Annotated in this window: 9 protein-coding genes and 1 pseudogene; 4 read left to right on the top strand and 6 right to left on the bottom strand. The window is 73.2% G+C overall.

The genetic code is table 11. From position 1 onward, the window contains the following. Positions 1-23: 23 nt before the first annotated feature. The 3 genes from ACIGZJ_RS03105 to ACIGZJ_RS03095 form a co-directional block, all read right to left on the bottom strand. Entirely contained in the window at positions 24-2039 is a 2016-nt protein-coding gene (locus tag ACIGZJ_RS03105) for a protein kinase (protein ID WP_396455628.1), read from the bottom strand. 48 nt (positions 2040-2087) lie between these two features. Further along, positions 2088-2720 (bottom strand): TetR/AcrR family transcriptional regulator, encoded by a 633-nt coding sequence (locus ACIGZJ_RS03100; protein ID WP_396455627.1) that lies wholly within the window; start codon positions 2718-2720, stop codon positions 2088-2090. 250 nt (positions 2721-2970) lie between these two features. Continuing rightward, positions 2971-4626, bottom strand: coding sequence for an FAD-binding dehydrogenase (locus ACIGZJ_RS03095; RefSeq protein ID WP_396455626.1), 1656 nt, complete (start codon positions 4624-4626; stop codon positions 2971-2973). A 297-nt stretch (positions 4627-4923) separates the two neighbouring features. Between ACIGZJ_RS03095 and ACIGZJ_RS03090 the strand changes: the two genes are divergently transcribed. Next, positions 4924-5877, top strand: a complete 954-nt coding sequence (locus ACIGZJ_RS03090) for an SGNH/GDSL hydrolase family protein (RefSeq protein ID WP_396455625.1) — start codon at positions 4924-4926, stop codon at positions 5875-5877. A 92-nt stretch (positions 5878-5969) separates the two neighbouring features. Here the strand turns inward: ACIGZJ_RS03090 and ACIGZJ_RS03085 are convergent, their stop codons facing one another. Together ACIGZJ_RS03085 and ACIGZJ_RS03080 are read right to left on the bottom strand one after the other, a co-directional pair. Continuing rightward, complete coding sequence (locus tag ACIGZJ_RS03085; RefSeq protein ID WP_396455624.1) at positions 5970-8393, bottom strand: lamin tail domain-containing protein; 2424 nt, start codon at positions 8391-8393, stop codon at positions 5970-5972. Positions 8394-8658: 265 nt separating this feature from the next. Beyond that, entirely contained in the window at positions 8659-9645 is a 987-nt protein-coding gene (locus ACIGZJ_RS03080; protein ID WP_396455623.1) for a LuxR C-terminal-related transcriptional regulator, read from the bottom strand. Positions 9646-10014: 369 nt separating this feature from the next. Between ACIGZJ_RS03080 and ACIGZJ_RS03075 the strand changes: the two genes are divergently transcribed. After that, positions 10015-10224, top strand: coding sequence for a hypothetical protein (locus ACIGZJ_RS03075; RefSeq protein ID WP_396455622.1), 210 nt, complete (start codon positions 10015-10017; stop codon positions 10222-10224). Positions 10225-10231: 7 nt separating this feature from the next. After that, on the top strand, positions 10232-10558 hold the full coding sequence (locus tag ACIGZJ_RS03070) for a hypothetical protein (protein ID WP_396455621.1): 327 nt from the start codon (positions 10232-10234) through the stop codon (positions 10556-10558). A gap of 330 nt (positions 10559-10888) precedes the next feature. Here ACIGZJ_RS03070 and ACIGZJ_RS03065 read toward each other — a convergent pair whose 3' ends face one another. Beyond that, positions 10889-12016, bottom strand: a complete 1128-nt coding sequence (locus ACIGZJ_RS03065) for a HoxN/HupN/NixA family nickel/cobalt transporter (protein WP_396455620.1) — start codon at positions 12014-12016, stop codon at positions 10889-10891. Positions 12017-12286: 270 nt separating this feature from the next. On the opposite strand from ACIGZJ_RS03065, the pseudogene ACIGZJ_RS03060 reads away from it, so the two are divergent. Continuing rightward, a pseudogene (locus tag ACIGZJ_RS03060) lies at positions 12287-13231 on the top strand (hydrolase); the annotation flags it as partial. Positions 13232-13283: the final 52 nt, after the last annotated feature.

The following is a 13283-nucleotide window of genomic DNA, read 5'->3' as shown; positions in this document are numbered from 1 at the left end:
GCGGCCTCCGGCAGGCCGGACGGTCAGGGGATGCGCCACTCCTGGTACTTGTTGCCCGGCGTGCAGGTACCCATGGTGACCTGGTTGCCCGCGCCGTTGTCGGTCAGGCAGTTCTTCGACGCGTAGTCCTGGAGGTAGTAGGCACCCGCAGTGCTCGCCCGGGCCACCGTCCACTTCGTCATGAAGCTGAACCCGGGCGACAGCATCACCTTGTTGCTCGACCAGGAGACGTCCTGGACGAGTGCCGGGTTCGTCAGGCTGCACGGGAAGATCTGGTACCAGCCACCCGGGTCCGGATCCGAGCGCACCCAGCCGTAGGCGGTCGTACCGCCCATGACGATCCCGGCTCCCGCGGTGGGGGAGTCGGTCGCCAGGCCGAGCTTCAGACCGTCTGCCACGTTGACGATGGCACCCCACCTGGTGCCACCGCACCCCGCGGGCACGGCCGGTGGCGGCGGGCTCGATGCGGGCGCCGACGGGACGGGCTGGTTCGGAACGGGCGGGTTCGCGGGCGCCGGCGGGGCGGGCGGGTTCGGGGCGGGCTGGTTGGGCACGGGCACCTGCGGAGCCGGCTGGTTGGGCGCGGGGGCCGCGACACCGCCACTGCCACCACCGCTTGCTGTCCCGCCTCCCGCGCTGCCGCCCCCGCCGGCCGCGCCTCCCCCGCCCGTCTTCGGCGGGGTGCCGCCCGAACCACCGCCCGAACCGCCCGCCGCGCCACCGGCGGAGGCGCCCGTGGAGCCGGCGCCGCCCGCGGCTGCACCGCCCCCGGGCTGCGGTACCGCGGCCGGCGGCTGGCCCGCCGCGGGCGGGGTCTCGGTCGGGGCCGCGCTCGCCGGCGGTTCGGTGCTCGCCGGCGGCGTGGTCGGGGGCTGCTCACCCGGCGACGCGCTGCCCGTCGACGGGCCGCTGGTCACGGATGCCGACACCGTGGCGACGGGCTGCCCGCCGGGGGGCTGCGCCTGCGAGCTGAACGGCCCCCGCTCGACCAGCAGCACGGTGGCGGCGCTCGTGGTGACGATCACCGGGACGACGATGGGCACCAGGAACCGCTGCCACGTCCGGCGCCGGGCGGGCTCGGGGTTGGTCCGCGGCTCCACCCTGGCGACCTCGACGCCCGCGGCCCCCGCCCCTGCCGCCGCCGCGGAAAGAGCCGGGGGCACGGCACGCACGACCGCGGCGACCGGTGCCGACCGGTCGCCGACCGCGGCCCGTGCCGCGGCCGCCATGGCGGCCGCGTCGGCGAACCGGTCGCCGGGCTGCTTCGCCAGCGCCCGCGCCACGAACTCCCGCACCTCCTGCGGGAACTCCTCCGGGAGCTCCGGCGCGGGCTGCTGGACGTGCTTCAGCGCGACCTCGACCACGCTCTCGCCGGTGAACGGCGGCGTTCCGGTGAGCAGTTCGTAGCAGACCACGCCGAGCGAGTAGAGGTCCGAGACGGGTGTGACGCCCCCGCCCCCGGCCTGCTCGGGCGCCATGTACAGCGCGGTGCCGATCACCACGTTGGTCGCCGTCAGCGTGGTGCTCACGAGCGCCCGCGCGATGCCGAAGTCCGTCACCGTCACCCGGCCGTCCGCGCCCAGCATCAGGTTGGACGGCTTGACGTCGCGGTGCACGATCTCCTGCTGGTGCGCGGCGTGCAGGGCGTCGAGCGCCGTCGCGAGCATGCCCAGGGCCCGCTCCGGCGACATCGGACCGCTCTCCGCGAGGACCTTGTCCAGCGGCCGCCCCTCGACGAGCTCCATCACGATGTACGCGATCCGCTCGCCCTCGGTGCCGCCGTCCTCGGCACCGCCGCACTCCCCGTAGTCGTGGACGTCCACGATGCCCGGGTGGCTGATCGCCGCGAGCAGCTGGGCCTCGCGCCGGAACCGCCGGGCGAACGTCCCCTCCTCCAGCAGCCCCGCGTGCAGGACCTTCACCGCGACCTGCCGCCCCAGCACCCGGTCGTCGGCACGCCAGACCGCGCCCATGCCCCCGCCGCCGATCCACTCGGTCAGCGTGTAGCGGCCTCCGAGTACGGCCCCCCGACCAGTCATGCCCCGCCCTCTCGCGATTCCCAGCACCAACAGATTGTCACTACCATGTCACGCCCCACCGTCAGCCCTCCCCACCGGTCGGCCCGCCACCCCGCCGCCGGCGGTCGCACCGGTCGACCCGGGCGGCCCCGCCCGCAGCGAGCGCCAGATCCCCTCCGACAGGATCCGGGCGATCTCACCCCGGTCCCCCTCCCAGCCGCCGGACAGCCGGCGGCGGGCCACCTCCGCGAGCGGTCCCATCATCAGGACCTCGACCAGCAGATCGGGCAGGGGCAGGATCTCGCCCCGCTCCATCCTGGCCCGCATCCAGGCGCCGATCACCGCCAGCCCGGCCGCCCGGGCGGCCTTGATCTGCTCCGCCCGGGCGGCCAGGTAGCCGGAGTAGGCGGACGAGTGCAGGAAGAGGGCGGCGTCCCGCTGCTCCTCGGTGAACCGCAGGTAGGCGTGGACCAGCGCCCGCACCCCGGCGCGCGCGGTGCGGCCGCTCTCCAGCGCGGCGGTCATCTCGTCGAACTGCCGCTCCAGGCATCGGATGTAGAGCGCGGCGGCCAGGCCGTCGAAGCTCCCGAAGTGGTGGTAGAGGCTGCCCGGGCTGACCCTGCTCGCCGCGGTGACGGCACTGACGGTGAACCCCTGCTGGCCCGCCTCCGCGTACACGCGCAGCGCACTGCCGAGGAGCAACTCGACTGTGGCCTCACCCCGTTGCTGCTTGGGGGGAATCTCCGCGCCTCCGCTCGACCGTCCGCCACGGCCTCGGCCGCCAACTCGGCCAGCATAGAACAGAACTGAAGAAGTTCTCTAGAACAATGCTCTACTTCTGACGCCGGATCCGGCCGCGGCCGCGGGCCCGGCCCCCTCCTGGACCAGGTCCGCACCTACCGACCCGCCCGCCCCTCCTGCGCCGTCGCCTCGGCCGCTCCCACACCCCCTCCTACGCCGTCGCCTCGGCCGCCGCCCGCCCCGCCGTGCGGCCGGAGAAGAGGCAGCCGCCGAGGAAGGTCCCCTCCAGCGAGCGGTAGCCGTGCACGCCCCCGCCGCCGAATCCGGCCGCCTCGCCCGCCGCGTAGACGCCCTCCAGCACCTCCCCGTCGGGGCGCAGCACCCGGGCGGCGAGGTCCGTCTCCAGGCCGCCGAGCGACTTGCGGGTCAGGATGTTCAACCGGACGGCGATCAGCGGCGCGGCCGCCGGGTCCAGGATGCGGTGCGGCGCGGCGGTGCGGATCAGCTTGTCGCCGAGGTAGCGGCGGGCGCCGTGGACGGCGGTGACCTGGAGGTCCTTGGCGAACGGGTTGGCGAGCTGCCGGTCGCGGGCCTCGACCACGCGGCGCAGCTCGTCCGGGTCGATCAGCGCCTCGCGGGTCTTCGCGTTCATGCCGCGCGCCAGGTCGGACAGGTTGCCCGCCACCACGAAGTCGGCGCCGTGCCGCTTGAACGCCTCGACCGGCCCGGGTGCGCCGGGCAGCGCCCGGCCGAGCACCCCGCGCAGCGAGCGCCCGGTGAGGTCGGGGTTCTGCTCGGAGCCGGAGAGTGCGAACTCCTTCTCGATGATCTTCTGGGTGAGCACGAACCAGGTGTGGTCGTACCCGGTGGACATGATGTGGTCGAGCGTGCCGAGGGTGTCGAATCCGGGGAAGAGCGGGACGGGCAGCCGGCGGCCGCGCGCGTCCAGCCAGAGCGAGGACGGGCCGGGCAGGATCCGGATGCCGTGCCGGGCCCAGATCGGGTCCCAGTTCTCGATGCCCTCGGTGTAGTGCCACATCCGGTCGCCGTTGATCAGGTTGCCGCCGGCCGCGCCGGCGATCCCCAGCATCAGCCCGTCGACGTGCGCGGGGACGCCGGACAGCAGCCGGGCGGGCGGGGTGCCGAGCCGGGCGGGCCAGGCCTTGCGGACGAGCTCGTGGTTGCCGCCGATGCCGCCGGAGGTGACGATCACCGCCTGTGCCCGCAGTTCGAAGGAGCCGGCGACCTCGCGCGAGCTGGCCTCGCCGCGCGCCGCGCCGCTGGGCACCAGCACCTCGCCGCTGACGGTGTCGGTCACCCCGGCCTGCGCGGTCAGCCCGGTGACCCGGTGGCGCGGCCGGTAGTCGACGAGCCCGCGTCCGACGGCCGCGCGGACCCGGCGGACGAAGGGTTCGAGCAGCCCGGGCCCGGTGCCCCAGGTGATGTGGAAGCGGGGGACGGAGTTGCCGGGCCCGTCGGCGAGCAGCCCGCCGCGCTCGGCCCAGCCGACGACCGGGAAGAACCGCACACCCTGGGCCCGCAGCCAGGCCCGCTTCTCACCGGCCGCGAAGTCGACGTACGCCTCGGCCCACTGGCGCGGCCAGGCGTCCTGGGGGCGGTCGAAGCCCGCCGTGCCCAGCCAGTCCTGCCAGGCCAGCTCGTGCGAGTCGCGGATCCGCATCCGGCGCTGCTCGGGCGAGTCGACCAGGAAGAGCCCGCCGAAGGACCAGTGCGCCTGGCCGCCCAGCGAGGCCGCGGGCTCCTGGTCGAGCAGGATCACCTTCCGTCCGGCGTCGGCGAGTTCGGCGGTCGCGGCGAGTCCCGCGAGTCCGGCTCCGATGACGATGACGTCGGCGTCCAGGGCCATGCGGGTCCTCCACGGTGCTCCGGCAGTGTCGCGTGCGCCCGATACTGCGGCCTGCGCCGGGGCCCGTCAACCGGTGGGTAACAAGCTGCGGCGGGAATTCCGCTCCGAGGCGTTTCGGAAATACCTTCGATACGCGGTGGAGCGTAATTCGAAATAGATCTGACGGAATTTCGGCGAATTCGGCGGAGTCCATGGACGTGAACGAAACCTGCAAGTAACTTACCTGGGAGTAGCAGTAGCTGTGGCCCGGCTCGCACGACCCCCACCCACCGTCGTTTCTCTCCCCCAGGAGGAACCGTGCTCCGCCCTGCCCGGAAACTCCGTACCACCCGGAAGCCCCGTTCCGCCGGGAGGTCCGCCCTGCTCGGCGCCGTCGCGCTGGGCGCCTCGCTCGCCCTGACCTCCACCAGCGCCCAGGCGGCCACTCCCGCCCCGCGGCACTACGTGGCGCTCGGCGACTCCTACGCCGCCGGCGCCGGCGTGCCCGGCCAGTCGGCCGGACTCTGCCTGCGCTCCGACCGCAACTACGGCCACCTGGTGGCCGCCGCCCTCAAGGCCGGCGCCTACACCGACGTCACCTGCGCCGCCGCCAAGGTGAAGGCGATGACGCAGCCCCAGTACGACGCCTTCATCCGGGTCAACGACCCGCAGTTGGACGCCGTCACCCCCGACACCGACCTGGTGACCCTCGGGATCGGCGGCAACGACCTCGGCGCCACCGACCTCGGGCTCGGCGAGCTGGTCGGCGTCTGTATCGCCGGCGCGGTGGTCAACCCGCTCGGCACACCCTGCAAGGACGTCTTCCACCACGGCTACTGGGACTGGTCCAGCTGGTCCTGGCAGTACGGCAACGACGACCTCGCCGACCGGATCGCCGCCGCCCGGCCGCAGATCGCCGACACGCTGAAGCGCATCCACGCCAAGGCTCCGAACGCCCGGGTGCTGCTGGTGGGCTACCCGTCCGTGCTGCCCGCCAGGGGCTCGGACTGCTTCCTGCGCCAGCCGGTCACCGCGGGCGACGTGGAGTACATGCACGGCGTGCTCGACCAGCTGAACGCGATGCTGAAGTCCACCGCCGCCGCGGGCGGCGCCACCTACGTGGACACCGCCACCCCGACCGCCGGCCACGACGTCTGCTCGAACGACCGCTGGATCGAGGGCGCGCTGCCCGGCTCCCCGGCCGTCCCGTTCCACCCGAACGCCACCGGCGAGAAGGTGATGGCGGACGCGGTGCTCGCCGCCCTGCGGTAGCCGGGAGCCGCGCCGGCCGAACAGCCGACACCGCGGACGCCCGAAGGGGCGGTGACCGGGATCCGGTCACCGCCCCTTCGGCCTGCCTGGCACTACGGCTTGATGCGGACCACCTGCGGGTCGTGGTCACTCGCCTGCTTGGCGAACTCGCTGTTGATGTGCACCACGTCGTACTTGGCGTACCCGACCTCGGGGCTGACCAGGATGTGGTCCAGCACCTGCGAGTTGCCCTGGTAGACGTACGAGTACTGCTCCTTCTCCGGCAGCTCGTTCACCAGGTCGCGCAGCACGCCGTCCTTGGTGAGCGCGGTCAGCGCGGGCGAGAACTGGTAGTCGTTGAAGTCGCCGAGCGAGACGACCTTCGCCTCCTTGTCGGCGGCCAGCAGCTTGGCCACGAAGGCCTGCTCGGCCTGGGCCTGCTTGGTCCGCTGCACCTCGGAGCTGCGGGTCGGGTCCTGGAACCGGCTGTCGATGCCCTGGTCGCCACCCTTGCTGTTGAAGTGGTTGGCGATCACGAAGACCTTCTTGCCCCGGAAGGAGAACTGGCCCACCAGCGGCTTGCGGCTGTTGGCCCAGGCCTCGTTGGTCGGGTCGATCCGGCCGGGCGAGGCGGTCAGCGCGGCGGCCGCGCCGGTGCCGGCCACGTCCACCGCGGAGGTGGCGGCGCCGCCCGGGATGTCGGTGAAGGACACCCGCTGCGGGTTGAACAGGAACACCTGGCGGATGTTGCCGCCGGGCTCGCCGCCGTCCGTGCCGTTCTGCGGGTCGATCGAGCGCCAGTCGTACGCCGGACCGCCGGCCGCCTTGATCGCGGCGATGAACTTGGTGACGGTCACCGTGGCGTCCACCGTGCCGTCGTTGACGGCGCCGTTGTTGTCCTGGATCTCCTCCAGGGTGACGACGTCGGGCGAGCGCAGGTTGGTGACCACGGCCTGGGCCAGCTCGGCGAACTTGGAGTCCGGGTTGCCGGGCGCCAGGTTCTCCACGTTGTAGGTGGCGATGGTGAGCTCGCGGTCGGCCGGCTGCGCGGTGACCTCGCGCTGGAGGTGGTTGTCCTGCAGCGCGCCGAGCGGGCCGGCCACCAGGGTGTAGCCGCCGAAGGAGTTGTAGTCCAGCGGGCCGGAGGTGGTGCCGGTCAGCACGTCGCCGACGTTGGCCACCGGGAACGGCTGCTGCGCGACGGGGGCCTGCTGCTGCACCATCAGCCGGCCGACGTTCGGCTCGGCGTAGGACTCGTACAGCACGCCGCCGCGCTGGCTCTTCTGGTCCTGCCGGTCGGCCGCGACCCAGAGCTCGTTGTACTTGTCGGTCGCCTGGATCACCCGGACGTCCCGGACCTCGACGAGCATGCCCTCCAGGGACTCGTAGAAGTCCAGGGTGTACTTCTCCGGGTTCAGCGCCAGGCCCTCGATGGTGCCGCCGGCCGGGGCCTGCGGGGTGTAGGTGCCGGGGATGTTGCGGGTGTCGACCACGACCGCGGCCGGCAGCGGGTTGCCGGAGGAGAGCACGGTGACGGCCGGGTTGGTGAGCTGGGTGAGCGACTGCGAGCCGCCGTTGTAGTTCGGGTAGTACTCCGTCACCTTGCCGGTGACCAGCACCGAGTCGCCGACCTTGACGGTCGGGGTGGCGCTGCCGGTGTAGACGAAGACGCCCTCGCTGGTGGCCGGGTCGGCGTCCGGGTTCGGGTCCTGGATCCAGAAACCCTTGGAGCCGTAGCCGCGCACGCCGGTGACGATGCCGGGCACGCCCGCGATGGTCTTGCCGGTCCGGGCCGAGAGGCGGGTGGCGCCCTGGATGTCGTGGATCCGGACGCTGCCCGGCTCGGTCGGGCCGGTCGGGGTGGAGCCCTCGGCGACCTCGCCCTTGCTGTTGGTCGGGCTCGGGGCGCCGGCCACCAGGTCGGCGGCGTTGTCGTCGCTGTCGGCCAGGGTCGCGCGACGGGCCACCGAGGCGGTGTTGGAGGCGCCGGGGACGGCGGCGGAGCCCTCGTGGACCACGGCGGTGCCGAAGCCCACCAGGTCGCGCACCCGGGCGTCGGCCGCGCAGTCCGCGGCGGTCTTGCAGGTCAGCGGGTCGGTGCCCTGGACCAGCGCGACGGTGCCGGCCGTGCCGGACAGCGCCAGCGACCCGGCGGCGTCCGCGGTCGGCAGGTCGACGGTGCCGCCCGCGCCGGCGCCCTCGGCCACCAGGAAGCGCCCGCCCGGGGCGATCGAACCGGTCAGCGGGGTGACACCCCACTGGGAGTTCGGGCCGGGGGCGGCGGATATGTACTGGACGCTCCAGCCGGTCAGGCCGAACGCCGCGCCGCCCTTGTTGGCCAGCTCGATGAAGTCGTTCTTCAGCGTGGCACCGGAGTTTCCGCCACCGCCGTACACCTCGGCGATCACCGCGTCGGCCGAGGGCGCGGCCACGGCGGCCGGCAGCGGGACGAGCACCAGCGAGGCGGCCAGACCGGCCGGGAGGAGGGTCGCGCGCAGCAGCGCGCGGCGCGAGCGGGGAGCAGAGGGCGTGGTCACCGGGGCGGGACTCCTTGGTCTGCCGTGGCACGCGGCGGCACGGCAACGGGGGTGGCACGATCGCCCGGCAGCGTGGGGCCGCCGGACCGTGAGGGTGGGTCAGGCAGGCGCACACCGCGCACTACCCGCGTAGAAGGCAGGCGCGGGAGTCGGGAAACGCCCCCCGCAGCGGACAAGATACGCGCGTAGAAAATGACGCGACAAGCCCCCGGCGGTTAACAATTGGTACCGCCGGGCAGGTGGGGGCCCGAAGCTGTGACGCGCGCTACAACCAGCCGCGCTGAGCCGCCTTCAGGCCCGCCTCGAAACGGCTCGCCGCCGCCAGACGCTCCATCAGCACGGCCATCTGCCGCCGGACCGTCCGCACCGAGACGCCCAGCCGTTTGGCCGCCGCGTCGTCGGTCAGCCCGGTGGAGAGCAGCCGCAGCAGCTCCCGCTCGCCCGCGCTCAGACCCGTCCCGGTGTCCTCGGTCCGGTCGGCGCCGAGCGGCGCGGCCGTCTCCCAGGTCTGCTCGAACAGCGCGACCAGCGAGGCGACGATGCCCGGCTCCTCGGTGCACAGGGCGCCGAGCCGGGTGTTCTCCGGGTCGATCGGGACGACGGCGGTGCGCCGGTCGAAGACCAGCATCCGGGGCGGCAGCACCGGCGCGGTGCGCACCTTGCCGCCCAGGCCGGTCATCCACCGGGCGTAGCCGAGGCTCTCCGGGTCGTTGCGGATGCTGTCCTGGTAGATCGTCCGCAGGGCGACCCCGCGCAGCAGGGCGTCCTCGTCGAGCGGGCGGGAGGCCGCCAGACTGGCGGCGGACTGCGCGCCGCCGGGCATCACCGCCAGGCACTCGCCGGTCAGCCGGGCGGTGAGCACCTCCAGCTTGGACTGGATCGCGTCCAGGCCCACCAGTCGCTCGCCGCCGTCCACCGGGGTGCTGGAGCGCAGCGCCGCGTACTCCGCGACGGCACACGCCACGGCGGCCTTGGAGACCACCAACTCCTGCTGGCGGCGGGCGAGTTCCTCCTCCTGGCGGCGCAGCAGCAGCTCCAGGCCGCGCTCCGGGCTGACCGGCCACAGGGCGCCGGGGCGCTCGCGCGAGGCGCGCAGCAGGGTGAGGTCGGCCAACCGGTCCAGAGCCTCGCGGACGGCGCTCTCGGGCAGCCGCAGCCGCGCACACAGCTCGATGACCCCGCCCTCGGGGTCGGTCAGCATCTCCCGGTAGACGGCCTCGGCGGTGGTGTCCAGGCCCAGCAACTCCAGCACTTCAACAACCCCCGATCATCATGGAATTGATTTCAGCCAGTCCGCCCCCGTCCGGCGATCTTGTCAGCGGCGCCGAGGCGGCGGCAAGGTGCGATCCGGTCACGCGCTCGACTCGCGCGGGCGCCGGGCCGGTGCCGGCGCCGTTGCAGCAAGCTGCCTGTCCGGATGCTGCCCTGGACCGCGCCTGCCCGGCCCGGCCCGGCGCCGGGAGAATGCACCGTGCCCGGGCCGTCCGCAGCGGCTCGACCAGCCCGACCTCACCACCCCGATCGCACCACCTTGACCGCACCGCCCTGACCGCACCGCCCTGACCGCACCGCCCCGGCTCGATCGCCCTGACTCGACCGCCCGAACAGAACAGGACCCGCCGTGCCCAAGACCGTCCGGCTGCTCGCCGCCGCCGCTGTCGCGCTCACCCTCGCCGCGACCGCCGGGCCCGCCTTCGCCGCACAGCCGACCTCCGCCGGCTCCGCCGCCGTCAGCACGGTCGCCACCGCCGGCGGGGACGCCTCGGCGGACGGCAGCGGCATCGGCTGGGACATCTCGCCCGCCGGCACCCCTGGCATCGGCTGGGACTGACCACCCGGTGTTCCCCGTTCAGCTGACCCTCCTGGACGTCTCCGAGCGGCCGCCGGGCGAGGCGAACGCCGCCGCCGTCCAGGACGCCCTGCGGGGGTGCGCGAGCCCGGGCGACGGCCTGGAGCACGTGCGCGCCCGCGCGATGCCCGAGGGGGTGGGCCTGGTGCTGTACGTCCGGGCCCCCGACCGGGCCGCGGCGGAACGGCGGGCGCACGCCCTGCTCGACCGGGCGCTGGCGGCCGGCCCGGCCGGGCGCTTCGCACCGGCCCTGCCGCTGCCGCCCCGCCGTCCCGGTCCGGACGGCGCACTCGGCACCGCACGGGCTTTCTGCTGATCGGTCCGATTTTCCACCGATCCCCATCAACCGCTGATTTGGCCGATTCATGTCGGCCGCCGCCGTACGGGCCGATTCAAACCGGCCGATCCAGACCGGCCGCTTCCGGACCGGCCGGTTCAGATCGACCGGTTCAGATCGGCTGCTCCACCCGCCCCCGATCGACACCGCCCCGGCTGGTCCGCCCAGGACCGCGGAGCCGTCGAGGGGCTCTCCCGCGCGCTGCGGGCTCCCGACCCCCCGGACCGGGGGCCCGCAGCGAAACGGCCGGCCGGCCCGAGGACTCCCCCGGACCGGCCGGCCGCTGCCGTGCCGGCGCTACACCCCGACCTACTCGCCCTTGTCGGCCGCGGTCGCCGTGGCCAGGCCCGCCGACCACTTCTCCTCGACCCTGCCGAGCTTCCAGTACGCGATCGCCGCCGCCCAGGTGAGCACGAACAGGCCGACGATGGCGTAGCCGACGAGGTTGAGGTCCAGCTCGCCGACCCAGGCGACCGGCCCGCTGGTGATGTCCAGCTTCTCCCCGAGCAGCCCGACCAGTTCGATCGAGCCGATGACCAGCGCCACCAGGACGGACAGGCCGGTCACCGTCAGGTTGTAGTAGATCTTGCGGACGGGCTTGGAGAACGCCCACTCGTAGGCGAAGTTCATGAACGAGCCGTCGATGGTGTCCAGCAGGCTCATCCCGGCCGCGAACAGGATCGGCAGCACCAGCAGCGCGTACCAGGGCAGCTGGAAGGCCGCCGCGCCGCCGGCCAGGACGAGCAGGGACACCTCGGTGGCGGTGTCGAAGCCCAGGCCGAACAGCAGGCCGACCGGGTACATGTGCCAGGGCTTGGTGACGGCCCGGGTGACCCGGCCCAGGATCCGGTTCATGAAGCCGCGCTTGTCCAGCTGCGCCTCCAGCTCGGCCTCGTCGAACTCGCCCTCGCGCATCTTGCGGAACACCTTGAGGATGCCGTTGAAGGCGCCCAGGTTGATCACGCCGATGAGCAGCAGGAACGTCCCGGAGACGGAGACGCCGATCAGGCCGGTGGCCTCGTGCAGGGAGGAGTCGTCGGACTCGACCTGCCCGGCGAGGGACTGGATGCCGAAGGCCAGCAGCGCGCAGAGGCCGAAGACGATCGAGGAGTGGCCCAGCGAGAACCAGAAGCCGACCGACAGCGGCCGCTTGCCCTGGCCCATCAGCTTGCGGGTGGTGTTGTCGATGGCCGCGATGTGGTCCGCGTCGAAGGCGTGCCGCATGCCCAGGGTGTAGGCGGTGAGGCCCATGCCGGCGCCGAACGCCTGACCGCCGACGTCGTAGTGCTCGGGCGCGATAACCGCGAGCAGGGTGAACCAGCCGATCACGTGCAGCGCGAGGATGAAGCCGCCCATGCCTGCCAGGCGGATCCACTCGTCGCGGGTGAGCCGGTCGCGCCATCTGACGGCGGTGGCACCTGCGGCGGGGCTGGACATCGTGTCGTCCTTTCGGGGAGCGGGCTGAGCTGGGCCATCTTTCCCCCGGCAGTGAAGTAGTTGCAAGTCATGCGCAATTACGGATTGGCAGCGGTCGGATACCCGGGGCGCACGAAGGGGCGCGTTCCCCGGCGCCCGGAAGTCGTCATGCACCGTACAAATCCCCGTAACCTCCGGAGCCTTTCGATCCCGCCTCTACGCGCGGATACTCACGTTCTACGCGCGAATAATCGGGCGCCGATACCTCAACTCCCCACGGAGGAACGGCATATGATCCGCATTCGAACGGCCGCCGCCCTGGCCGCCTCGGCCCTCCTCGCGGCCGGGCTCACCGGTCTCGCCCCCACCGCCTCCGCCGCCGTCTCCGCCACCCCGGCAGCCGTCTCCGCCACCCCGCACCGGGTGCTGTTCGACAACAGCAAGGCCGAGACCGCCGGCAACGCCGACTGGATCATCGGCACCGCCCAGCCCGACCCGCTGGTCCAGAACGCCAACCCCAGCACCGAGAAGAGCTGGACCGGCGCCCTCTCCGCCTGGGGCGTCGCCCTCCAGCGGACCGGCCAGTACAGCCTCAAGACGCTCCCGGCCGGCTCCGCCATCAGCTACGGCACCGGCGCCGCGCTCGACCTCGCCAACTTCGACACCTTCGTCGTCCCCGAGCCGAACACCAGGTTCAGCGCCACCGAGAAGACCGCCCTCATGCGCTTCGTGCAGAACGGCGGAGGGCTCTTCCTGATCTCCGACCACACCCAGAGCGACCGCAACAACGACGGCTGGGACTCCCCGGCGATCATCAACGACCTGCTGACCTCCAACGGGGTCGACAACACCGACCCCTTCGGGTTCTCCGTCGACCTGAAGAACATCACCACCGACAACCCGCGCGCGGTCAACGACGCCGCCGACCCCGTCCTGCACGGCGCCTTCGGCACCGTCACCGGCTCGATCCTGCGCAACGGCACGACGTTCACCCTCAAGCCCGCCGACAACCCCTCCGTCAAGGGCCTGCTCTACCGCACGGGCTCCAGCGGCACCACCGGCGCCTTCTTCGTCACCAGCACCTTCGGCTCGGGCCGGGTCGCGATCTGGGGCGACAGCTCCCCGGCCGACGACGGCACCGGGCAGTCGGGCAACAACCTGTTCAACGGCTGGAACGACCCGGCCGGCACCAACGCCGCCCTGGCGCTGAACGCCACGGCCTGGCTCAGCAAGGCGTGAGCCCCGCCGCCCGGGCCGGCGCGACCCCTGCTACGGGCCCGGCCGCGGG

Source organism: Kitasatospora sp. NPDC052868, assembly GCF_044547105.1.
In the GTDB taxonomy this organism is placed as follows: Bacteria; Actinomycetota; Actinomycetes; order Streptomycetales; family Streptomycetaceae; genus Kitasatospora.
This window is presented reverse-complemented; position numbering and strand designations above follow the sequence as displayed.